The 22,153-nt window shown below is 58.8% G+C and carries 26 protein-coding genes and 1 pseudogene; 12 read left to right on the forward strand and 15 right to left on the reverse strand.

Going from position 1 to position 22,153, the window contains the following annotated elements:
• Positions 1-136, forward strand: a pseudogene (locus ACS5Q1_RS23100) (IS481 family transposase); the annotation flags it as partial.
• A gap of 13 nt (positions 137-149) precedes the next feature.
• On the opposite strand, the gene ACS5Q1_RS23105 reads toward ACS5Q1_RS23100, so the two are convergent.
• A protein-coding gene (locus tag ACS5Q1_RS23105; RefSeq protein WP_473100413.1) for an IS5 family transposase occupies positions 150-859 on the reverse strand; the annotation gives its coding sequence in 2 pieces (ribosomal slippage) (positions 150-580 and positions 580-859; 711 coding nt in all).
• A 363-nt stretch (positions 860-1,222) separates the two neighbouring features.
• Between ACS5Q1_RS23105 and ACS5Q1_RS23110 the strand changes: the two genes are divergently transcribed.
• Positions 1,223-1,360: a hypothetical protein gene (locus tag ACS5Q1_RS23110; protein ID WP_203443355.1), complete on the forward strand. Its 138-nt coding sequence runs from the start codon at positions 1,223-1,225 to the stop codon at positions 1,358-1,360.
• Positions 1,361-1,556: 196 nt separating this feature from the next.
• Here the strand turns inward: ACS5Q1_RS23110 and ACS5Q1_RS23115 are convergent, their stop codons facing one another.
• On the reverse strand, positions 1,557-2,006 hold the full coding sequence (locus ACS5Q1_RS23115; RefSeq protein WP_473100364.1) for a LuxR C-terminal-related transcriptional regulator: 450 nt from the start codon (positions 2,004-2,006) through the stop codon (positions 1,557-1,559).
• A gap of 693 nt (positions 2,007-2,699) precedes the next feature.
• Between ACS5Q1_RS23115 and ACS5Q1_RS23120 the strand changes: the two genes are divergently transcribed.
• Together ACS5Q1_RS23120 and ACS5Q1_RS23125 are read left to right on the forward strand one after the other, a co-directional pair.
• The gene (locus ACS5Q1_RS23120; RefSeq protein WP_473100365.1) at positions 2,700-2,963 is read left to right on the forward strand and encodes a hypothetical protein; all 264 of its coding nucleotides are present in this window, start codon (positions 2,700-2,702) and stop codon (positions 2,961-2,963) included.
• A 431-nt stretch (positions 2,964-3,394) separates the two neighbouring features.
• Positions 3,395-4,414 carry a M10 family metallopeptidase C-terminal domain-containing protein gene (locus ACS5Q1_RS23125; protein WP_473100366.1) on the forward strand — a complete coding sequence of 340 codons (1,020 nt, stop codon included), beginning with the start codon at positions 3,395-3,397 and terminating at the stop codon, positions 4,412-4,414.
• Positions 4,415-4,520: 106 nt separating this feature from the next.
• On the opposite strand, the gene ACS5Q1_RS23130 is transcribed toward ACS5Q1_RS23125, so the two are convergent.
• Together ACS5Q1_RS23130 and ACS5Q1_RS23135 are read right to left on the reverse strand one after the other, a co-directional pair.
• Positions 4,521-4,916 carry a hypothetical protein gene (locus ACS5Q1_RS23130; RefSeq protein ID WP_473100367.1) on the reverse strand — a complete coding sequence of 132 codons (396 nt, stop codon included), beginning with the start codon at positions 4,914-4,916 and terminating at the stop codon, positions 4,521-4,523.
• A gap of 95 nt (positions 4,917-5,011) precedes the next feature.
• Positions 5,012-5,179: a hypothetical protein gene (locus tag ACS5Q1_RS23135; RefSeq protein WP_473100368.1), complete on the reverse strand. Its 168-nt coding sequence runs from the start codon at positions 5,177-5,179 to the stop codon at positions 5,012-5,014.
• 252 nt (positions 5,180-5,431) lie between these two features.
• Between ACS5Q1_RS23135 and ACS5Q1_RS23140 the strand changes: the two genes are divergently transcribed.
• Positions 5,432-5,647 carry a NepR family anti-sigma factor gene (locus ACS5Q1_RS23140; RefSeq protein ID WP_473100369.1) on the forward strand — a complete coding sequence of 72 codons (216 nt, stop codon included), beginning with the start codon at positions 5,432-5,434 and terminating at the stop codon, positions 5,645-5,647.
• Between the two features lie 130 nt (positions 5,648-5,777).
• On the opposite strand, the gene ACS5Q1_RS23145 is transcribed toward ACS5Q1_RS23140, so the two are convergent.
• Positions 5,778-6,146, reverse strand: coding sequence for a hypothetical protein (locus ACS5Q1_RS23145; protein ID WP_203443348.1), 369 nt, complete (start codon positions 6,144-6,146; stop codon positions 5,778-5,780).
• A 122-nt stretch (positions 6,147-6,268) separates the two neighbouring features.
• On the reverse strand, positions 6,269-6,664 hold the full coding sequence (locus tag ACS5Q1_RS23150) for a response regulator (RefSeq protein WP_473100370.1): 396 nt from the start codon (positions 6,662-6,664) through the stop codon (positions 6,269-6,271).
• 376 nt (positions 6,665-7,040) lie between these two features.
• Here ACS5Q1_RS23150 and ACS5Q1_RS23155 point away from each other — a divergent pair, with 376 nt between their 5' ends.
• Together ACS5Q1_RS23155 and ACS5Q1_RS23160 are read left to right on the forward strand one after the other, a co-directional pair.
• Positions 7,041-7,280, forward strand: coding sequence for a hypothetical protein (locus ACS5Q1_RS23155; protein ID WP_473100371.1), 240 nt, complete (start codon positions 7,041-7,043; stop codon positions 7,278-7,280).
• A 112-nt stretch (positions 7,281-7,392) separates the two neighbouring features.
• Entirely contained in the window at positions 7,393-7,542 is a 150-nt protein-coding gene (locus tag ACS5Q1_RS23160; protein WP_203443345.1) for a hypothetical protein, read from the forward strand.
• Between the two features lie 735 nt (positions 7,543-8,277).
• Here the strand turns inward: ACS5Q1_RS23160 and ACS5Q1_RS23165 are convergent.
• From ACS5Q1_RS23165 to ACS5Q1_RS23185, 5 genes are all read right to left on the reverse strand, one after another.
• Positions 8,278-9,486, reverse strand: a complete 1,209-nt coding sequence (locus ACS5Q1_RS23165; protein ID WP_473100372.1) for a porin — start codon at positions 9,484-9,486, stop codon at positions 8,278-8,280.
• A 270-nt stretch (positions 9,487-9,756) separates the two neighbouring features.
• Positions 9,757-10,047: a hypothetical protein gene (locus ACS5Q1_RS23170; RefSeq protein WP_473100373.1), complete on the reverse strand. Its 291-nt coding sequence runs from the start codon at positions 10,045-10,047 to the stop codon at positions 9,757-9,759.
• Positions 10,048-10,167: 120 nt separating this feature from the next.
• Entirely contained in the window at positions 10,168-11,724 is a 1,557-nt protein-coding gene (locus ACS5Q1_RS23175) for an AMP-binding protein (protein WP_473100374.1), read from the reverse strand.
• Between the two features lie 18 nt (positions 11,725-11,742).
• Positions 11,743-12,249 carry a xanthine phosphoribosyltransferase gene (gene gpt, locus ACS5Q1_RS23180; RefSeq protein WP_473100375.1) on the reverse strand — a complete coding sequence of 169 codons (507 nt, stop codon included), beginning with the start codon at positions 12,247-12,249 and terminating at the stop codon, positions 11,743-11,745.
• Between the two features lie 40 nt (positions 12,250-12,289).
• Complete coding sequence (locus ACS5Q1_RS23185; protein WP_473100376.1) at positions 12,290-13,036, reverse strand: competence/damage-inducible protein A; 747 nt, start codon at positions 13,034-13,036, stop codon at positions 12,290-12,292.
• A 120-nt stretch (positions 13,037-13,156) separates the two neighbouring features.
• On the opposite strand from ACS5Q1_RS23185, the gene sfsA reads away from it, so the two are divergent.
• A complete protein-coding gene (gene sfsA / locus ACS5Q1_RS23190) occupies positions 13,157-13,876 on the forward strand; it encodes a DNA/RNA nuclease SfsA (protein WP_473100377.1) in 720 nt (239 codons plus the stop codon).
• Between the two features lie 241 nt (positions 13,877-14,117).
• Here the strand turns inward: sfsA and ACS5Q1_RS23195 are convergent, their stop codons facing one another.
• Positions 14,118-14,945, reverse strand: a complete 828-nt coding sequence (locus ACS5Q1_RS23195) for an FkbM family methyltransferase (RefSeq protein WP_473100379.1) — start codon at positions 14,943-14,945, stop codon at positions 14,118-14,120.
• 145 nt (positions 14,946-15,090) lie between these two features.
• On the opposite strand from ACS5Q1_RS23195, the gene map reads away from it, so the two are divergent.
• From map to ACS5Q1_RS23210, 3 genes are all read left to right on the forward strand, one after another.
• Positions 15,091-15,906 carry a type I methionyl aminopeptidase gene (gene map / locus ACS5Q1_RS23200; RefSeq protein ID WP_473100380.1) on the forward strand — a complete coding sequence of 272 codons (816 nt, stop codon included), beginning with the start codon at positions 15,091-15,093 and terminating at the stop codon, positions 15,904-15,906.
• Positions 15,907-16,350: 444 nt separating this feature from the next.
• The gene (radC, locus tag ACS5Q1_RS23205) at positions 16,351-17,037 is read left to right on the forward strand and encodes a RadC family protein (RefSeq protein ID WP_473100381.1); all 687 of its coding nucleotides are present in this window, start codon (positions 16,351-16,353) and stop codon (positions 17,035-17,037) included.
• Between the two features lie 57 nt (positions 17,038-17,094).
• Positions 17,095-17,445 (forward strand): hypothetical protein, encoded by a 351-nt coding sequence (locus tag ACS5Q1_RS23210; RefSeq protein ID WP_473100382.1) that lies wholly within the window; start codon positions 17,095-17,097, stop codon positions 17,443-17,445.
• Here the strand turns inward: ACS5Q1_RS23210 and ACS5Q1_RS23215 are convergent.
• Positions 17,442-18,038 carry an exopolysaccharide biosynthesis protein gene (locus tag ACS5Q1_RS23215; protein WP_203443334.1) on the reverse strand — a complete coding sequence of 199 codons (597 nt, stop codon included), beginning with the start codon at positions 18,036-18,038 and terminating at the stop codon, positions 17,442-17,444. The genes ACS5Q1_RS23210 and ACS5Q1_RS23215 overlap by 4 nt on opposite strands.
• Positions 18,039-18,122: 84 nt before the next feature.
• Entirely contained in the window at positions 18,123-18,392 is a 270-nt protein-coding gene (locus ACS5Q1_RS23220) for an usg protein (protein ID WP_473100383.1), read from the reverse strand.
• Between the two features lie 317 nt (positions 18,393-18,709).
• On the opposite strand from ACS5Q1_RS23220, the gene ACS5Q1_RS23225 reads away from it, so the two are divergent.
• Positions 18,710-19,558 (forward strand): methionyl-tRNA formyltransferase, encoded by an 849-nt coding sequence (locus ACS5Q1_RS23225; RefSeq protein WP_473100384.1) that lies wholly within the window; start codon positions 18,710-18,712, stop codon positions 19,556-19,558.
• Between the two features lie 19 nt (positions 19,559-19,577).
• Here the strand turns inward: ACS5Q1_RS23225 and ACS5Q1_RS23230 are convergent, their stop codons facing one another.
• Entirely contained in the window at positions 19,578-21,947 is a 2,370-nt protein-coding gene (locus ACS5Q1_RS23230) for a PAS domain-containing sensor histidine kinase (protein ID WP_473100385.1), read from the reverse strand.
• Positions 21,948-22,153: the final 206 nt, after the last annotated feature.

Raw genomic sequence — 22,153 nt, forward strand, 5'->3', positions numbered from 1 at the left:
GGCTTACAACTTCGGCCGAAGGCTGAAGACCCTCAGGGGCCTCACACCCTACGAGTTCATCTGCAAATGCTGGACACAGGAGCCCAAACGCTTCACCTTTGACCCGGTCCATCAAATGCCGGGATTAAACACCTAGAGCGCGTTGACATTCACTTGGTCCAGATGAACGCGCTGACGAGGCACAGGATTGACATGAACGCCCGTGGGGTCTGTTCGTAGCGGGTGGCGACGCGTCTGAAGTGCTTGATTTTCAGGAAGAAGTGCTCGACGAGGTTGCGCTCGCAATAAAGGGCGTAATCGCAGGAGACTTGCGGCGATGTTGCCCTGGGCGGAATGACCGGCACGGCATCCTGGCTTTCGATGAGGTCCCGCAATGGCTTGGCATCGTAGCCCTTGTCACCCAAGACATGGCCGGCGGGAAGATCAGCGATCAAGGCCTCAGCCTGAGTGATATCGCTCGCCTGTCCCGGCGTCAGGATGAAGCGGAGCGGATTGCCCAGAGCATCGACGACAGCATGGATCTTGGTGGTCAGGCCGCCGCGGGAGCGTCCGATCGCATGAGCTTCAGGCCCCCCTTTTTGCCCGCCGCATGCTGGTGCGCCCGGACAATGGTTGCGTCGATCATGACGTATTCGAAGTCGGGCTCATCGGCCATGGCGGCAAAAAGCCGATCCCAGACGCCGCTCTTGGACCAGCGCGAGAAGCGAATAAAGGCGCTGTTCCAGTTGCCGAAGAATTCCGGCAGATCTCGCCACGGTGACCCAGTTCGGGCCAGCCAGAGCACTGCTTCCACGAACAGCCGGCTATTGACCGCCGTTCTGCCAGGATCCCTGCGTTTGCCCGGCAAATGTGGTTCCATCCGGTCCCACTGGTGATCTTTCACAATCAGACGAACTCCGCTCACCCAAGCCTCCGCTCCCAAAAGGAGCTTGAATCAGATTTGCGAGTCCGTAGAAAGCCTGAATGTCAACGCGCTCTAGAGCGTAGAACCCAAAAGTGGATCCACTCTTACGCACGATGCTCTAGGCAATACTCTCACGATAGCCCGTGGCAGCATATGGGTACCCCAGTCACAATCGCATCCTGCATGTCCTGGTGCCTAACCTGTCGCTCTCCCTCACGGCCTCGCAGAAAGTAAGTGCAGCTGTGAAGCAGCTCACAGCATCAATGGCCAAATTGCTTCACCTTGCAGCCTCTCTGATAAGGCCGAAAGGAAGAAGCCATGAAGAAAGCGGACTATCTCCAGAGGGAAGGGAAACCAGAATCGCGGCGCATTCCCGTATCGGTTGCGCTGCTTTTTATCCTCGTCAGTATCAATATAGCAGCAACTGTCGCATTGCTTGCGTCATTGCCAGGATGACCATCCCCCTATTGTGGGCAAGCACACCAGAAGGTCAACAGACACTACTGCCCGAACGACAAAGGAGACTGTCAGAGGCTCTTTAACCATGTTTTTCAATAAGATCACCCGGGAATTGGGGTCCTTTGCCGTTCATATGAACCTTCTTGAAAACCCTTATGACGAAAGCCGCCAAAGGGCAGTTCCCGGTGATATTTCAGCTCAGTCGCCGCGCCTCGTGCATCTCTCCCGCAGATGGACCGATCTCTCTGAGATTTCCCGTTGCCCACATGGCAGCCTGAGTGCGGTTGGCGACGCCGATCTTGCGCAGGATCGCCTTGACGTGAACCTTGATCGTCGCCTCGGTGATATCGAGCTTCCGCGCGATGACCTTGTTCGGATCGCCGCCCATCAGCGATTGCAGGATCACGGTCTCACGGGGTGAAAGCTTCTGAACTTTCGGATCCGGCGCACGGCATTCTGCCAGTGGGATGATCTCGGCAGAATTGGAAAGCGCGAGTTCCTGGTTGAGGAGCTTTCGAATGAGCGATCCGGGCAGGATCCTTTCACCCAGCATCGTGAGTTCGAGAGTCTTGATCAGAACCTCACGGGCACTTGTTGCAAGACAGAAACTGTCGACGCCCGCAGAGACTGACGATTGGACCATCGGACAATCGAGCTGATTGGCGATCGCCACGACTCGAGCAGCAGGATACTGCCTCTTGGCGTCTTGGATGAAATCGAGTGCTTGCTCAGATGAGCCAGTGCCATCGACGATGCAGAGGGCAGGTTCCGTTTGAGCGTGTTCTTCCGCCCTCGCGATCCCTCTCGACGCCGGGTTGAGGACAGTGAAGCAGGTGGCCGACAAGAGCTGCTCGAGACCGGCCTGCAGCAGCGCGTTTCCGCAAAGCAACTTTGTTACTACAATTTGAGTAGAAGCAGCCACAGGATCAATTGCAGACATTCCAGACGTTGCGTCAGATTGAAAATGTTCCTTGAACATTACTTGCCCCCTTTTGAATAAACTCTACGACATCAGCCTCCTCCCTCTATCAGCACTCAAAGAATGGACTTGATCAAGGGATATACATACCGTTCTAATCACTAAGGAGTATATGCTACTCCCTAAGGGCATCGGCGAATAAAGCTTGCGTTAAGGATTTTCAGATCCAGGCGGCATGGCCCCTCATAGCGGCGATTGACTCCTTGACGTGAATATGAGCCTGAGAGTTCTCTTCCTCCTTGGGATTACTAATTCCGGGCCAGGCGCTTAATCCGCAAGCTTAGATTGCACTCGTTGCCGGCGAAGCTGCCGGAACGATATTATTCCCCCATGGACTCAGAAGGCTGGAGGGGGAACATGCCAGTCACCAAAGAACCTTTGACGCAACAGCTCCTCACGAACGAGCCACAGCGAGGCATGATAACCGAGAATGACTTGAAGATACTTTGGGTGGCGCGGACGCTCACCAATATAGATTTCCAGTATGGGGAGGACATCCTCAATCTCGACCGCAGTGGCATCGAAAGTGAGCAGAAGCAATACATCGAGAAGCAGTTGCTCCTGAAGTATCGCGAGCGGCGGGAGCCCTATCAGCGGCTTCTGGAGAGCCTCAGAGCTTAACGCCCTTGCCGAGATCCGTCCCAATAAAAGAGGCCCCGAAAGGGGCCTCAGTTTCTCAGAGGGAGCAACCAATGCTGTCGGCCACGCATCAGTCTCCCGCCGCCAGGCACAATGGTCAATTCACGTATCCTTACGGATCGTGACGATCGTGATCGTAAGCGCATCAGGCAAAACACAGATCCGATTGTTCGCGCCATGCTAGCGCATCATACGGAAAAGTGGACCCGGTTTTCGCTGACGCGGCCCTTCGGGTCCGCATCGAACGATGCGCTCTTCAAAGAGTGGAGCATCGGACCCAAAAGTGGGTCCACTTTTGGGTCCGATGCTCTAAGCGCGCAGGCGCCCCATGGAACAGCGAAGCCCCAGCAAAGTTGATGATGGAGGAACAAAAGCAGCCACCGGGGCAGTTCGATCTGCTCAAGGAGTCATCTATGCCGACTGTCATTGCCATCGAAGCCAAACCCCTCGAATTCGAAGACATCGACAGCGGCCTTTTTCATCTCTATCTCGTCAAGACGGAAACCGATGCCAGGGGTCGTATCTTATCCGAGAAGGTAATCAGGGGATCCCTCGAGGGCATCGACGATCTTGGAACGCTAGCAGGAGCTGATCTTGCTTCTTCACCCGACAGAAGAGGCTCTGACACGCCGGAAGACCGTCATCGCACATTGCTCGACCTCGGCTCAAGGAATGCCACCGATGTTTGGAAAGTGATGGTCCAACACGCAGCCAACATCGACAAGGCCGGCCTCCATTACAGCTTCGACATTTTTCGAGAGTTTTCTGGAGGCGATCTGAACAGCAACTCAGTCATTTCCTCGGTGATTCATACCGCTGGCCTTGATTGGAGGACGAGTCTTCCAGTCGGCGTCAGCAGATCGGAGGCGCCCCTTTATGGTCAGCTTCAGTACATGAACGTGAATGACACGCTCTCTGGCACCGCGAATATCGATCGCATGCGGGGAGGTGTCGGCAACGACGAGATCAAGGCTGGACAGGCGAACGACACGATCTTCGGCGAGGACGGCAACGATCGCCTGTGGGGAAGTTCAGGCAATGACAGCCTCTCCGGCGGAGACAATGATGACCGGCTCTATGGTGGTTGGGGTGCCGACATTCTGCGCGGAGGATCTGGGAAAGACGCCTTCGTGTTCTACGCGAGGCCTAACGGAACCACGAATATCGACACGATCCGGGATTTTTCTGTTGCGAGCGATACAGTGTGGCTCGAGAATACGATCTTCACAAGCGTCGGTTCGACAGGCCGCTTGAAGTCGGCGGCTTTCTGGACTGGCGATGCCGCCCACGATGTGACGGACCGTATCGTCTACGATCGCAACGACGGCGTTCTCTACTACGATTCCGATGGCACTGGTGCAACCGAACAAGTCGCCTTTGCGAAGCTCACGATAGGATTGAGAATGACCTCTGCCGATTTTCAGATCGTGTAGATCACTCCTGAATTGGTGCGACGATCGACAGTACCAGAGCGGAATGAGCGCGAAAGCACGCTGAGCAATCGCTCAACTGTCCTCTTCCTCATATCCTGAACTGCCTTCAGCGGTTAGCGGACGATTGCTCCGCCGTTGTCCCAGGTCGTTGAATTTTGTTCTCATGGAAGCGGCGAACCATGTCGGTACTCATGGTCGCTCTCACAGCACTCATAAGCTGATCACGGTTCGGAGCATGACAATCCTGCATGGCGAAGTTCTCATTGGCCTTCGGATTGTAGAACATCTTCTCCGTGCGGTTGTATGTCCATGGCTCATCGCCACAGTTACGTCCAAAAGCCCCGACTGTGTTCTCGACCGCTGTCCATTTGAGGCTGGAATTGGGGCATTGGCCTTCATATTGACCGCTATAGGCGCCTATGCGCGGGTAGCAGCTCGTCTGGGCTTGGGCAGCGCCGAGCCCCGACAAGAGGATTGCAGCAGACAAAATCACTCTGGCCATTGGTTCATCCGCAAACGTTACGGCTCAGATTAACAACATAATTGACGGAGGGAAAAGAGCGCGCCAGTCACGACTGGCACGAAAAAGAGCGCCTCTTAGCGGCTGGTCCAGGCTCGCAAGGCCAGGATCGGAGTTAGAATCGGCCAGCCGAAGCCAGCGATCAGGATATGGTCGAGGCCTATCCCTTCCTCGCCATCGATTGTGGTCGATACTGCCAGCAGCAGGATCACACCGCACAGATAGACCATGAGAACTTCACGCATGAACCCAGCCCGCCTTCGTCTTTAAGGTCGAGCTTTGGCGCAGTGTTCGAATGAATCCAATGCGACCGGCGGTCGCCTCATTCTTTGGGGTGGGATTTTCAGACGACGATCAATCTAGAAGGAAGCTCGCCCCATCGTAGGGAGCATACGCTCCGCTAGTCAAAAGAATCTTCTTTTTCAGAAACTTAACCGCAACCCAATCCAATTTTATCCGTTCTCAGGCTCAAGGATGAGCAAAGAGGGAGCGTGTGGATGCCAAAGCGGCACCATCCTTATGCCGCAGGGAGCCATAGAGGTTGGAGCATCGGATCCAACAGCCTGACTCCGACCGGTCAGTTCGAACTCTTGAAAGATCTCGGGAGGCAGCTGCAACAGAACTACCAGAATATCCTGAAAGAGCCGGCTCCCGATCGCATCAAGCAGCTGCTGGAGAGACTGGAACGAGCCCGGCACCACAAAGAGGATTAGGATCGCTAGAGCCTCGTCCGGTGCGAGCCGGCGACCTGCGTCAGTGAAACCTGGCTCCGCTTTGCCGCACGACGAGTTGGAGTCCGACCGACTTCTTGTGCGACCCCAGCCACTCTCGCAATGATGACCATCAGCGCCCGCGACGGCTCCCATGACCGGAATGGCCGTTTGTGGCCTCCCGCGGAATAAGATTGTAGATCAGAAATCCTGCCAGAATTCCCGCCCCAAACAGAATGAGTGGATAGGACTTGGCCGCATAGGCCACTTCGGACGCTTTCTGCCGCACAACGTATAACGGCGCGGAATCGTGGATCAGACGCTCGGCCCTTCTGAGGTTTTCGCGGCGGGTATGAATTTCCAGGTCATATCCGTCGTCCTCCTCGTGATGGCGGAGCGAGATGCTGTTGCGGGCAAACCCACTAGACACCAGACGCTGAACGGCCTGATTGGCCTCCTTGCGAGATGAGAAGGTGCCTGTGGCAATGGACGTATGCGGCATCAGTCAAATTCCTTTTCAAACTGCTGACGCCAATTCCTGGCAAGCGCCAAGGTTCCAGATTTCTGCTGGATAGCTGGGATGAGACGTTGGGAGTGAGACCAGTCTGCCTGTTTGATACCGCTTTAGTTCCTGCGGTAGGCCTGAGCAGCCCTCTCGGCTTCCATCAGGACTTCGAGCGCTCTCCAGGGCTTCTGCATGAACCGAACGTCACGGGGAACGTCAACGGCCCGCTGATCAAGAGGCTTGCCAGAGGTCAGCACTGTCCGAACCCATGGCCATTTGAGGCGCACGGAGCGGACCAAATCCAAACCGTCCATCAGGCAGGGAAGACGGACATCCGCAAACAGGAACGCGACCTCCTCGGAATGCTGCTTCAGATAGTCCAGCGCCTCTTCCGCGCTCGACGCCTCCACGACCTTGAGGTCGGTCTCCTCAAGAAGTGCTGCCGCTAAGCCCCTGACTTCAAAATCGTCCTCGACGATGAGGGCTATACGATAAGGCTCCATCCTCTCTCCCATCCGTCCATCTCCTCTATCCGGTTACTGTTCTTGGAGCCCATTGCGAGCGCAACGACCCTTGAGGCTCTGTGACCATTGAAAGACCGGCCCGGAAACGCAAAGCGGGTGGTCGGCATGATAAAGAAGGCGCAATACTTAGGCTGCCTCCCGTCATGCAGCTCTTCGAAATGGTTCGCCTTGAAACTATATGCAAAACCCACATCCCCCGATGGCGTGGCCATCGGGTGAAGGCCCTCATCACAGAACGGTGAACATTGAGCTCTGTTTCAGCTTGGCCGTTAAGAAATTTGCCGGAACCTCTTTTTGCCCTAGAGGAACCCGCCTTCACGCGGTAACCTAGGCTTGGAACTGACTGTTCTCATGTGAGACCTCTGCCGTGTTCAAGGAGACCCAGCTTCACCAAGAATTCTTGGATCTGGAGCACCATATGCGGCTTCTGGACCGACAGCTCGCGGATGCCCTTCAGCGCATTCGTCATGGCTCTTCCCCGGATCTCGTTGAAAAGGCCAAGCAAGACGAGAAGCAACTTCTTACGGAACTCGATCGCCTGATGACCCGGATGCGCGCCATCGAGGGACAGCTTCTGCAGATTCAGAAGGCCGCCACCCGACACTGAAATAAAGACGAAAGCAGGCTGCGCTATGTGTGGAAGCACACGTCACACGGCGCATTTGCGGTCCATGGTGGCGTGCAACTAACGCAAGGTCAGGCTACAAAGAGGATGAGACATGGCCATCAAGGGTTCTCATCTCAAATCGCATACCGAAGCCGCCTGCGATCGAGCGGCGCGGCGGCTTGGCATTCCTTTGGTTCCGACATTGCTCGGCGCATTGGCCGTCGTGAATGTCGCGTCGGTCGTCATGGTTCTGATGGAATAGGCCTCTTCACTGATAACCCTGCAGCACCGAGGTTACATGAAGGGATATTGGGAACCGCAGGGCGCCAAGCAGAAAGCCACCCTGCAGTTTCTAGATCATCGAGTGGGCGGAGAACCGAATCCGCTTTCGCTGTCGTGAGCCTTCGGTTCCGCACCATACGCTAGAATGGCTTAGCGCAACCCGAGGAACGACAAGATCGCGAGGACGACCACGATCGCCCCGATGAGCCAGATGATGTTGTTCATGATGATGCTCTCCTGACGGTGGAATTGACCCCATGCCAACGGTCAAGGTGAGCCTTCGTTCCTTCGGTCAAGGTATACGGGGTTAATTGGAAGCACAGGCAGTCACGTCTTCGCCGGCTGCGCTTCTCGATCGACCGATCCGCCTTCTCGATACGGTCGTGCAAGCCTCTCGCGTGAAGCCTTGGCTGGTATCCGCCTGAACGCGGCTGTCATAGACACGCTCCGTCTCATAGCCCGGCCCGGCTTGGTATTGCCAAGTGGAAACGCCGGCGGTTCCCACGCATCCGGTTAACCCAATGGCAAGAACGACAGCGGAAGCCAGATTTCTGACGGCTTTAGACATTGCTTTACCCGATCATTTTGAAACTGAACGATCAATCAATCGCGGGCGTATAGGTAGCCTTTTCGACGCAGCAATGCACCGGCCAAACTCCAAAAGAAAACCCCGGTGTTGCCACCGGGGTTTTCCGATTCAATCAGGACAAGCCGATTAGAAGTCGCGCTGAACGCGCAGACGGCCTTCCCAAGCGTCGTCGTCGTCATTGCCGATGACGCCGCGCGGGTCGAGGTTGGAGTAGAGAACTTCAACACCGATATCGAGACCGGAGACCGGAGACCAGATCAGGTTCGAACCAGCGCGCCACTCGTTGAAGTCGCTTGCAGGGGCCGGAGCATTGGCACTGTACTCGACGCGAGCATACGAACCGAAGACGCTCTGACGGATGGTCGGGGTCCAGTAGTGGTTCAGACCACCGGCAATCGACCAGCCGCGGCCGGTCTTGATGTCGCCATCGGTGCCGATGTAAGCGTCGACAACCGTGCTGGAAGCCGATCCTACCCCGACATCGGGATCGAAACCGAGATAACCGAGAGCGCCGTCCGCATAGGTCGCAGCAAGCCAGAGAGCATCGCCCTCGGCAAGCATCGGCAGGTTGACGGAGCCCTGAGCCGTAACGGCCCAGCCGAGCTCGCTGTCAGGAATTGTGCCAGCGAACGGAGCGGCGGTGAGCACATCGCTGCGCAGCTGATGGAGCGCGCCGCCGAGCTGAGCCGAACCCCAGGTGCCGGCGTATTTCACGTTGGCGACGAGGTCAGGCATCGTCTGGCCACCCTCGGGGAAGAGGCTCGTGGCATAGGTGCCCTCTTCAATCGCCAGCGTGGCCGAGAAGCCGTTGCCGAACGAGAAGGTGTAGGCGAATGCGTTCACCGTCGGGGCATCATAGAAGCGGAGCGTACCCCAGTTCTCGTTCGGAAGGTCGCTGTTCATGAAGAACGAGATGGTGCGACCGGCGGTGAGGCCGCCGAACTGGATGAAAGCCTGATCGACGTTGGCCGTCGTGGCGCTGAAGCCATAGACGCCGGTGTCGCGAGTCATCTCGAAGCGCACGAAGGTGCGGAGCAGACCGTAAGCGGTGGCGGTGCGGGCATCGAGCTGGATGCGGCCACGAGCACGGAAACCGATCGCGTCGTCTTCACGATCCACCGGTTCGAGGTACTGGAACTCGGCGCGAACACGGCCGCCGACGCGGAGGCAGGTTTCGGTGCCGGGGATGTAGAAGAAGCCTGCGCCGTAGGTGGAGCAGACGCGCACGTATTCGACAGCAGCGGCCTTCTTCGCGGGGAGATCGGCGGCCTGTGCCCCTGCAACAGCCGCGAGACCCGCGACCGATCCAAGGAAGAGGCTCTTAGCGAGCTTCATGGTTTTCTCCAAAATGCCTGAGTCCATGACCCATGTACAAGCGTGACCATAATCAAGCCCCTGTCTGACGCAACCGAGGCGAAGGCCAAGCCCGCTCAATAGACTCGCAATGTGCTGAAAAGATAAGCATTTTCGGCAAGGGCAAGTGTTTATCTGAGTCACTGTGACATAATTTCAACAAGCCTAGGCCACGCTGCGCAGAACATGACGAAACGTCAGGCGCCACTCGGGTCACCACTGCCAGGGAAGACTGACAGACCGCGCTAGAGCCTAATCGTTGAAGAAATAATCCGCATCCCGGCAGAGATATCCCACAGGGCATTGAGGCGTGTCCTTCGTCGGCACAAAACCGGGCTGGATCGTCTCGTTGATCTCGCAGAAGCTGCGGTCCCGGACGTAGCGGTCGTAGGTGTAGGTGCCTGTGCCAAGGACCACGGCGCCGCGCGAGAACACGATTCCGCGTGCCTGATTGCAGGTCATACTGGGCGTAAAGGGCCGGGACTGAGCCAGTGCGCTCGACGTGTAGGCCAGGGCGACCAGAACAAGAGCAATTCTTCTCATCTCTGAACCCTTTAGATAGACCCGGCCATAGGGGCTAACAGTCCAAAGAACAACGTGGAAAGCCGAGCTTGGTTACCGGCAAAGTTTAAGGCTGCTCTTCAAAGAAACGAGAGCTCGGGCCTAGAGCATCGGTTGCAACCTGCGGGCTAGTTCAACGGCGGCGGCGTAATCGGTCTTGCCAGAACCCAGCACTGGAATACCGGATACCAATATGGAACGGGGCATCCAAAGCTCGGGAAAACCCTGGGTCTTGGCATGAGCAATCAGCATATCCCGATCCGCATCGGCCTTGTCCGTAATGAGGACAATTTGCTCGCCCTTTCGCGGGTCCGGAATGGCCACGACCACATGGCTGTTGTCAGGCCACAATCCCTGAACGGTCGCCTCGATGGCGGCCAAGGATATCATCTCACCGCCGATCTTGGCGAAACGCTTCGCCCGCCCCCGGATGGTGACGATCCCGTCATCTACGGTGACGATGTCGCCGGTGTCGTGCCAGCCATCGGTGGGAGGACGGATGCCTCCCGGAGCCTCAGAATCGAGGTATCCCTTCATCACGTTCGGGCCGCGCACATGCAGGCGCCCGCCCTCATGGATCCCCTCGACTAGGTCGAGACGCCATTCGATCCCCGGGAGGATCGGCCCGACCGATCCCGGCCTGTTGCGATCCGGCAGGCTGACGGCGATCACCGGCGAGCATTCGGTTGCTCCGTAGCCTTCCAGGATTACGGTACCGTGCTTGGCCCAGAGCCTGCGCGTCTCATCCTTCACCCGCTCCGCGCCCGCGATGACGTAACGGACGCTCGCCAGATCGCTCTCGCCGGCCGCGCGGGCATAACCCTGCAGAAAGGTGTCGGTCGCGAGCATGATCGTGGCCCGTGTGCCGGCGACGAGCTTCGGGATCTGCCTGTAGTGAAGCGGGCTCGGATAGAGCACCGACTTCATGCCGTTGAGAACGGCTGTCAGGAGCCCTGCCGTCAGGCCGAAGGAGTGGAAGATCGGCAGAGGGTTGAAGAAGACGTCATCATCTTTCAGCACATCGCCCGCGAGCGCTTTGACCTGATAGGCATTGGCGATCAGGTTGGCATTCGAGAGCACCACGCCTTTCGGGACACCTTCCGAGCCTGACGTGAAAAGGATGACGGCGGGATCGTCGGGCTCGACTCTGGCTCGGGCATGAACGCGTCGAGCCATCCAGGAATCGAGCAGCCCGCGCAGTTTGTCGAGGCTCGTCAGCTTCGCGCGAACGTCCTCAAGCCACAGGATCCGCCGTCCCTCCCCCAACGCCGCGACGATGTCATCGAGCTTACCCTGCTCGACGAAGCGGCGGGACGTGACGATGGTCCTGATCTCGGCGAGATCGCAGGCCGCCTTCAGATTCTTGAGCCCGGCCGTGAAATTCAGGAAAGCCGGAACGCGCCCGAAAGCATTGAGCCCGAATAGGGTGACCGCAATGGCCTGGACGTTCGGAAGCAGCACCCCGACAGGCTCGCGCTCATCCGTCAGGCTCGCCAACTTGCGCCCGAGAACAAGCGAACCCAAGACAAGGCGGCCAAAGGTGATCGGTTGGCGTTCGAGATCCTCGAGCGCGACCTTGTTCCGGCCGAACCGATCCCTCGCATCGAGGAGAGCGCTGAAGAGGCTCTTGCGCGTCCGCGCGATATCGAACTCCGCCACGGGCGCTCCTCTATTCGTTCAGCCTGCAGAGCCTTCGCGGATCGGAGCCTGATAGGCCAGGCCCATATCCCAGGGGAAGTAGATCCAGGTATCCTGGCTCACTTCTGTCACGAAGGTATCGATCAGAGGTCGTCCGGCGGGCTTGGCATAGACGGCAGCGAAATGGGCATTGGGAAGCATGTCGCGCACGATCTTGGCAGTCTTGCCGGTGTCCGTCAGATCGTCAATCACGAGAACGCCCTTGCCCTGTCCGTCACCGATCGCCTTGATCGAGGGAGCGACGTCCTTGAGCACCATCAGTTCGCCCTGGTTCTTGTAGTCGTGATAGCTCGCGATGCAGACGCTCTCAATGAGCCTCAGGTCGAGCTCGCGCGCCACGATGGCCGCCGGCACGAGGCCGCCACGGGTGATGCAGACAATCGCCTCGAAGGGACCGGCCGAGGCCAGACGCCAAGCGAGAGCCCGGCAATCGCGGTGAAACTGATCCCAGGAGACGGGGAAGGCTTTAGGAGAGGTCGGGGACATCGTTTTGCTCTTCTATGCGTTCGGGTGAAGAAGATAACTCTCATAGGGGCGCTTGGTCACCCTTGAGGCGACCGAGAAGCTCACGAACTGCGGCACTGGCCTTCGCAACCGCATCCGGATCTTTGCCACGAACGACGATCTGGTTGCGGAAGCCGCTTGTCGAGAACGAGGGATAGGATCCGATGGAAACGCTGTCGTTCGACGAGGCGATCTGGCTCAAGCCCTCGGCATAGATGCCCTCGGCCAGCCCCTCCGCCTCAATGGTCTCGATGATCATGCGGGCGCCGGTCCGGAGAGATGGCGCGATGATGTCGAGCATGGCCTGCATGATCGACGGCACGCCTGCCATGACGAAAACGTTGCCGATCCTAAAGCCGGGAGCCTTGGAGATCGGGTTCTCGATGAGATCGGCGCCTTCTGGGATCCGGGCCATTCGAAGCCGGGCCTCGTTCAGTTCGCGCGGCTGATAGCGCTCCCGCAGCAGGGCGACTGCGCGCGGGTCGACGCCGATGGCGACGCCAAAGGCCTTGGCGACGGAGTCCGCAGTAATGTCGTCATGGGTGGGGCCGATGCCGCCGGTGGTGAAGAGATAGGTGTAGCGGCTGCGCAGGGCGTTGACCGCGGCCACGATCTCCTCTTCCACGTCCGGCACGATGCGCACTTCGCGTAGATCGATGCCGATCCCGGTCAGGTACTCGGCGATATAGCCGATATTCTTGTCCTTGGTGCGCCCTGTGAGGATCTCATCGCCGATGATGAGAAGGGCAGCCGTGACGGAGATTGCCATGTGCAGCGATCCTTTTGAGGGCCTTTAGCGTCAGAAACGGCAATTCTCAAGCAACGGTTCAGTTGAACCCAGGCCTTCTCCCCTGCTACCAGGGTTTCTTCGATCAAGCGTTGGAATTTGATGCGTTTTCAGGAAACCCTGCTCGAGGGCCGTCTCATCGAGCGCTACAAGCGATTTCTGGCGGATATCGAGCTCGACACCGGCGAGGTAGTCACGGCCCATTGCGCCAATCCCGGTGCGATGCTGGGGTTGAAGGAACCCGGCAGCCGGGTCTTTCTCTCCCGGGCGACGAACCCAAACCGGAAGCTCAAATACAATTGGGAATTCGTAGAAGTCGCGGCAGGTGGCGGTCCGCTCCAGCTGATCGGCATCAACACCTCCCGCCCCAACCTCCTGGTTGCTGAAGCCCTGCGGGAGGGACTCCTTGCGCCCTTCGCCCGCTATGACCGGGTCAGGCCTGAGGTGAAGTACGGCAAGAACAGCCGTGTCGACTTCCTGCTCGAAAAGGAGGGCGAGCCGCCCTGCTATCTGGAGGTGAAGAACTGCCACCTTATGCGCGAGGCAGGCTTCGCCGAGTTCCCGGATTGTGTCGCGGCCCGCAGCGCCAAGCACCTCTACGAGCTCGCCGACATGGTGGCGGCGGGAACCCGAGCAGCCCTCGTCTATGTCATCCAGATGGATGCCGAGCGTTTCGATGTGGCCCGCGACATTGACCCGGCCTACGACAAGGCCTTTCGGCATGCGTTGGCGGCCGGTGTGGAATCATATGCCTATGTCTGTCGGATTACACCGGAGGAAGTCGTCATCGACCGGCCGATTGAGATTGTGACGCCGCGATAGAACTACCCAACGGCTGGCTCATAAACCTACGTCCTAATCCTGAGAGACTGACCGGAAAAGCGCTGACAACCCTCCTCCCCCTTGTGGGGAGGAGTTGGAGGTGGGGGTGTGAGCGATCGCCTATGAAGGTCTGGCGCCGACACCCCCACCTGGTCCTCCCCACAAGGGGGAGGGAAGCCCGCGTTAATCTTTTCAGGCCAGACTTTGAGGGCTCAGGTGAATGCCGATTTGGGTTGGGCTTTCAGGAGCGCTCGAACGCGAGATTCATCTTGGTCTCGAGGATCTGCCGGTAACCCTTGTTCTTCAGGAGCTTCACCACATCGGTCTGCCAACGCTCCGGCACATTCGCGATGATCAGAAGCGAAGGATAGAGGGAGACAGGCGCATCCCGGAAGAACGGGTCGAGGACTAAGTCCTCGGCGCCTTCCACGTCGAGCTTGATTGCGTCGACGCGAGCCAGGCCTTCTCGATTCAGAAGTTCCAGCATGGTCACAGCCGGGACGCGAATCGCGTCCGTCTGGCTTGAGTTCACGATCTTCAGGCTCGCTTCGCCCCGGTTGAGGGGATCGAGGAACAGGGTGAGTTCGCCGGTCTTATCCGCCACCGCGCAATCCACGGCCTTGATCGTGCAGGAGGGGTTTTGGCGGATGTTGTAGATCAGGCGGTCGAAGATCTCCGGTTGCGGCTCCACAGCCAGGATCCGCGTCGGAACACCCCTCGCCTCCCGCGCGACGGAGAGGGCATACCAGCCGACATTCGACCCTACATCGATGAAAGTGAAACCATCCGTGATCTGGGAGATCAGGATCCTGATCTCATCAGCGTCGAAATATTGGGGGGTGAACAGGATCCGCCGCTCACAGACGTTCTTATAAGGGTAGAGCCTCATGCGGACGCCGAAGGTCTCCAGGTCGAGCGGCAGGCCCGTCAGGGTTTTCATCGCCAGGCGGCGCAGCATCAGGGCCAACCGGCGGCCGGCCCATCCCTCGGGCAGCCCGCGCGTGCGGTCGATCACCCAGCGGGCGAGTCCTGAAGGCGCAAAATCGCCAAAAGGGCGAGAATCATTCATTAAGCGGGAATCCAAAGCCGTCGAATGGGATGAACAGGGTTGCTCATGACACCCTCGGGCGCCATTCGCAAGCGGGGCATTAAGGTCTTTGCTTGCGTCGCGCGCAGCGATCCTTACATTCCGGGCATCAGATCAAGGATCGAAAATGACTGAAACCGACATTGTCGAGCGCAAGCGCGCCGCCGAGATCCCGCTCCACGGGTCGGAGGCCTTCGAGGCCATGCGGTGGGTATGCCGCCTGACGGCCGAGTGCCTCGACATGCTGACTGACTATGTGAAGCCCGGCGTCACGACGGAATTTCTGGACAAGCTCGCCTTCGACTTCATCCGCGACCATGGCGCCTATCCGGCCTGCCTGCATTATCGCGGCTATACAAAGACGATCTGCACCTCGATCAATCACGTGGTCTGCCACGGCATCCCCAACGACAAGCCCCTGCGCGATGGGGACATCATGAATATCGACGTGACCCTGATCCTCGACGGGTGGCACGGGGATTCGAGCCGGATGTACTATGTGGGCGAGGTTCCCCGCCGGGCCCAGCGGCTTTGCGAGATCACCTATGAATGCCTGATGCGCGGCATCGCCGCAGTGAGGCCGGGCGCGACCACGAACGACATTGGTGCGGCCATCCAGTCCTATGCCGAGGGAGAGCGCTGCTCGGTGGTCAGGGATTTCTGTGGCCATGGCCTCGGCCGCGTCTTCCACGATTCGCCGACCATCCTCCATTATGTGGAGCCGGCCTATAACGTGGAACTGAAGCCGGGCATGCTCTTCACAATCGAGCCCATGATCAATTTAGGGCGGCCCCAAGTGAAGGTGCTCGCGGACGGCTGGACCGCGGTGACCCGCGACCGCTCCCTCTCGGCCCAGTTCGAGCACACGGTCGGCGTGACGGAGACCGGCGTCGAGGTTTTCACCTTCTCGCCGAAGGGGCTGGACAAGCCGCCTTACAGCTAATTGTTGTCACTGAAGACCTGATGCGATTGCCCGTCGAAATCATGATGAACAACGCATCTCGCGTTCACCAAAATCTTCTCACCAGATAGCTGTAAGTGAGAAGAAAGGTCTTTAGGAAAACGAAGGCCAAACCGGAAACCACAATTACTGGTCCCAACCAGGAACTGAATATAGCGCGCAAGAACTCAGCATCAGAGAACGAAAGAAAAACTGACAGAGCGAAGACGACGAATTTTGCTGCAGCCAATGCCAGCAGGCCAGCTACCACAGCAAGTATGACAAATAGCCAGAATTTATATGATCTCACGCCTAGCTCGCATTCTCATGGCCTAGCTTGACTCTCGCTTCAGCAATGGCCAAGCCTACAAAGTAACACTTCAACTCTCAATGGCTCGGTGAAGCTCGGCCGATAGAGATTGAGGCTGCTAGACGGTACGGGTGGGCATGAGCGGCGACGAGACTCCCCATTATCACGGTCATCGCGACCGGCTGCGCGCCCGCTTCATGGAGGTGGGCGGCGATGCACTGCCGGATTACGAACTGCTGGAACTCGTCCTCTTCCGTTCGATCCCGCGCCGGGATGTGAAGCCCATTGCCAAGGAACTTTTGAAGCGCTTCGGCACCTTCGCCGAGGTGCTGGCGTCCTCCCCCGCCCGACTCATGGAGGTGGAGGGGATCGGCGAGAGCGTGGTCGCGGATCTCAAGATCGTGGAGGCTTCCGCCCGCCGGCTTGCCAAGGGCGAGGTGGCGAAGCGCCCCATCCTGTCCTCCTGGACCTCGGTGATCGATTACTGCCCCACCGCCATGGCTTTCATGGACAAGGAGCAGCTCCGGCTGCTCTTCCTCGACAAGCGCAACGCGCTCATCGCCGATGAGGTACAGCAATCCGGCACCGTCGATCACACACCAGTCTATCCGCGAGAAGTGGTGAAGCGCGCCCTCGAACTCTCAGCCTCTGCCCTGATCCTCGTCCACAACCACCCCTCCGGGGACCCGACACCCTCCTCCGCCGACATCAAGATGACCCGCGAGATCATTGACGTCGCCAAGCCTTTGGGGATCACCGTGCACGACCACATCATCGTCGGCCGCGAGGGCCATGCCAGTCTGAAAGGCCTGCGACTGATCTGAAGTGTGTCTCAGAACTAAAAACCCTTGCGTTGAGTTACCCTGTTCGTCGAGGCTACATTGAAACAATGTTTTACCTCGCATAAGCTCGAGGCCATGCATCTGAAGGCCTGCCTCAACACAATCGCTGGCATCTATATGCTGGTTGCTCTGCCGGCGACCACGGTGGCAGCAGAACTGCCTGCCAAGAATGTCTCAGCCGTAGCCTGGCATTTCGGCCCGGCCTGCCTGATGGCTGACGGTGTCCTTACCTGCCAATGGGACCGCCTCACGCACGGCTCGATTTTCATGGAACCAGCTCAGAAAGAGATCGAAGCCTTCGCGCAGCTTCGCCTGCGGAATTCCTACTCGGGCACAATTTCACACGGGATTCCGGTGCAACCCCTCACCTGCCCTGATCAGCTCTGCTAGATCAGCGTCTCGATCCCGGTGAAGATCGCGTAGACGAAACCCAGGCTCAAGGTCAGGCCGATGGAGCCGATGATCAGGCCGCCGATGATCACCAGGCCATCGCGCTCGACCAGCCCGAGACCCACCAGGCACACGGCAAGCCCCAACGGAATCTGCCCCACGAAAGGCGGCGCGAAGAGGAGGCCCAGGGCCAGGACCAGAATGATTGCGCCCATGAGCCGCATGGAGAAGGGCGTGTCGAGAAAGGTCATGCGCGGGCGCGAGATGCGCTCCAGCCGGCGGAAGACCGGTATCGCCCGCTCGACCGCCCGCTCCACATCAGTGCGGGCAACCGACCGGTTCATAAGCTGGCGCGGCAGCCAGGGGGCTTCCCGACCGAAGGCGATCTGAATGGCGACGAGCGCGAGCAGCAGGCCGCAGACCAACGGAATCGGCGGCGGCATGGGAAGGCAGTTGGGCAGACCCAGCAGGACGATTAGGAGCGCGAAGGCCCGATCTTGGAGCACCGCCATGATCTGGCGCACGGTCAGGCGCTCGCCTGGCTGGGAGGCAAGAGCGAGCAGGATTTGAGAAGTGCGCGCGTTGGAAAACAAGAAGCCCTGGCAGGTTCTGGGATGCTCAGGGCGCCTCTCTACCTGACTTAAGGTCCGGGGCCAAGGCACTGAGCCCCGCACAAATCAATGAATGTTGATCTCCCCCTGGATTGCCCGGAATTCCGCGGGCTTGATCAGCTGGGCATGGGTGATGGTGACCGAATGCAGCGGCCCGGCAAGCTCGCGTTTCCAGAAATCGAGAAAGCCTATGAGAACGGGAAAGCGGGGAGCCAGATCATATTCCTGCCAGATATAAGTTTGCAGGAAAGATGGGTGATCCGGCATGCGGTAGAGAATTTTGGCGGTCGTCAGCCCATAGCCTTCCATCTGCCGGATAAATTCCTTGGATACCATGCGAACTCCCTCTCTCAAGCTCCAGCGAGCCTTTCCGACAGGTATCCGCCCCAACGGCACAGGCGGTTTCCTGCCCTATGCTCAAGGCTAAATCTTGAGTGCACATCGAAGTTCCTGCAAGCGCATTGGACCCAAAAGGGAAGACTACTTTTGGGGTTAATCCGATGCTCATCTCGTAGTGAGCGCATCGTTTATTGCGGAAAACCAGGGCTACTTTTCCGCACGATGCGCTGGCGGACTTGCACATCCACGCGATCTTGCGTTGATTGCCTGGGCGAGAACCTGGACGGGAACATCGGATAAGGAGATCACCGGGAATGCGCTTTGCCTTCGCGGGAATCGATTTTCTCGGAGATGTTTTCGAGACGTTGCTCGCTAAAGGCTGGGAGCCGGTCAAACTCTTCAGCCGCCCCTGCGACAGCATCTACGACTTCAACGACATCACGGTTGCACGCGCACGCGCATTGCGGCTGCCGGTCCAGACGTCGCGGATCCATTCCGCGGATCTCGCGGGCCTGAAAGCCATGGGTTGTGAGGCTCTGGTGGTGGCGGGCTATCCCTGGCTGATCACGGGTTGGGAGCGGCATCTGCCCTACGCTGTCAACTTCCATCCGTCTCCCCTGCCGATGGGACGCGGGCCCTACCCGCTCTTCCAGGCCATCCTGGATGAGCTTCCCGAATGGGGCATGACTGTCCATGTGCTCGAGCCCGCCTTCGACACCGGGGCTATCGTCACCCAGAAACGGTTCTCCTTAAACGGCACGGAAACGCACGATACGCTGCTCGCCAAGTGCCAGATCGCCGCCAAGGAGATCTCGCTGCAGCTCGCCGACCACCTGCCCCGGCTCTGGGCCGAGGCAAGGCCCCAGGGTCCGGGGACCTATTGGCCGCGGATCACGCAGGCACAGCGGACCGTCGACTGGTCTGGAAGCATCCGGGATGTGCTGCGCACCATCCGCGCCTTCGGCTCCATCGAAGCCTTCGCCCAGATCGATTCCCGCTACATCTATGTGTGGGAAGCGACCGGCTGGCAGGAGCCACACCGCTACCGGCCCGGCACGCTCGTTCATAGGCACCGCAAGCACATGGTCGTCGCTGCGCGCGACGGCTTCATCCAAGTTACGGGCTGGAGTCCCTATGCCCCGGGACCGGCGCGAGGGTCTTAGACATTCGGCACGATCCGGTCTATGCCAGCGGCGCATCCACCGTGCAGACGATCCCTGTCGGCCGAAACTCGATCTGGGCTGCTCCGTTGAGCTCCTGAGCCAGACTGCGCTCGATCAGCTTAGAACCGAAGCCCCGACGGCTCGGCGCTTGCACGGGCGGGCTCCCGCTCTCCTCCCAGGTCAAATGAAGGCGAGGAGGATGAGTCTGCTCGACTTTCCAAGAGATCCCGATCTCACCGGTGGAATTCGACAGGGCGCCGTATTTCACGGCGTTGGTCGCAAGTTCCTGAAGCGCCATGGCGAGCGCCAGAGCCATGCGAGGCGACAGGCGAACTTCGGCTCCCTGCAGGTGCAGCCGGTCTTCTCCGCGGCCGGCATAAGGCGCAACTGCCTGGGCGACGATTTCCCTGAGCTCCGCCCCTTCCCAGCTTTCCCTTGTCAGTACGTCATGCGCTCGGGCCAAGGCGATCAACCGACCTTCGAGAGCCTCCTTCGCATCCCGCATGGTCGGAGCATTGCGCAGGGTCTGCGAGGCGATAGATTGGACCGTGGCAAGCGTATTCTTCACCCGATGGTTCAGCTCGTGGATCAGAAGGGTCCGCTGGTCCTCCGCCTGCCTACGGTCTGTGATGTCGCGCTGGATTCCCCAGAGCCGCTTGAGCTGACCGTTCTCGACAATTCCGGTCATGCTGTTGTCGAAATGCTTGTGGTTTCCTGCAGCGTCCAGCTCGACGGACTCCACGCCGGTCAGGTTGTAACCGGAACGAATGACCCCGGCGAGAAAAGCCCTTGCCTCCGGGTCAGACGAAGGCAATGAAAACTCGAGCGTCTTGCCGATCAGATCCTCCGCCCGCGCGAGGCCATACATTTCGGCCATGGCATCATTGCATTCGACGAAGCGCCCGTGGCGATAAGCGAGCTCGACCTGCCTCTCGACTGATAGGGACACGTCGAGAGGGGGATCGAATTCCAGAAGCCAGATCCCCTCCGAGCTGTGCGCGATGAACGAACGATAGCGCTCCTCGCTCTCGTGCAAGGCTGTCTGCGCGTCCTTTTCCGCCGTGATATCCCATTGGGCGCCGAGCGAACGCACGAAGCGTCCCTTGTCATCGCGAAGAAGTTTGGTTCGCGCGGTGATCCAGCGCATCTCGCCATTATCAGTACGAAGAATGCGGAATTCATAGTCGAGTTGATTGCGAGAGGGATCGGCGACGGCAGCCCGCGTTTCGGCTTCGATCCACGGCCGGTCTTCCGGATGCACAAGGGCGATCCAGTCGTCGTACGAGAAGAAGCCGGAGAGATCCTCGGGCAGTCCGTACAGTTCCAGGTATTCCGGCGAAGTGATGGCCTTGTTGGTTCGGCGGTCGAACTCGAAGCTGCCGATTCTTGCGGCCTCCTGCACCTGCCTGAGCCGCTCCTCGCTTTCGCGACGGGCGTTTTCGGCTAGTTTTCGCCCGGTGATGTCATCAAACAGAATTGCGACGCGGCGCTGTTCCGGATTGCCGATCCGGTAGGCGAAGACATCGTACCAGCGGTCCAGAGCAGCCGCTTCATGCTCGAAACGGGCCGGTTCGCCGGTCAACGCGACCCGGCCATAGATATCGAACCAGTAATCCTCGTGCGTGGGTTGCAACGAACGCATGCTTTTGCCGGCTGCATCATACAGACCCGTCTGTTCTTCGAAGATGGGATTGACCTCGACGAAGACGTAATCAACCGGTCGGTTCTGTTCGTCGAAGATCATTTCGACGATGCAGAAGCCTTGATCGAGCGCTTCGAAGAGGGCGTGATAGCGCATGTCGGTCTCACGGAGCGCGACCTCCTGACCTTCACGCAGGGCATCTTCGGTGAGGACCTTGTCCGTTGTCTCTGTTGCGGCGCAGTAGAACCCGGCAACGCCGCCGGCTTCATCCCTGATTGGTGTCCAAGAAAAGGTGAACCAGCTCATGGGCCGACCCGGACGGCCGGTCAGAGGAACCGGACGGTCGATGAAATGCTGCGCCTCGCCCGCCATCGTCGCCGCGGCGATGGGGCGGTATTCGTCCCAAATCTCCGGCCACACCTCAGAATAAGGCCTTCCCAGGGTCTCTGGGTGTTTGATGCCGAGAATTGGCAGGTAATTGTCGTTGTAAAGCGACGTGAGCTGGGCTCCCCAGGCAACGTAGACCGGCTGCCGTGAGGCAAGCATGAGATCGACGATAGTCCGCAGGCTCTGGGGCCAAGTCTGTATTGGTCCTAATGGCGTCACAGCCCAGTCATGAGTGCGGATGCGCTCTCCCATCTCGCCCCCCGTCGCGGGCCACTGGGATGCCCCGAGCGCCTGCGAAGCAGTGCTCTCCTGATATCCCGAACGCTGGGGAGAGGCCCCGTTCAAGGCGACATCGTTCATCGCACGGATGTCCGACGACAAGAGTTTACCGCCTCGGTTGCCTGACAGGAACGAACCCGATGAGCAGCGTCCGAGGTCAAGACAAGAATGGATCTTTGCGGATTCGCGGACATTCCCTGCCTCTTGGCTCGACGGATTGCGTCGTGATGCAACCTGGAAACATAAGGCCCATGGGTAGGCGATCAAGAGATGACGGGATTGCCCGC

Source organism: Microvirga sp. GN3 (assembly GCF_055792825.1).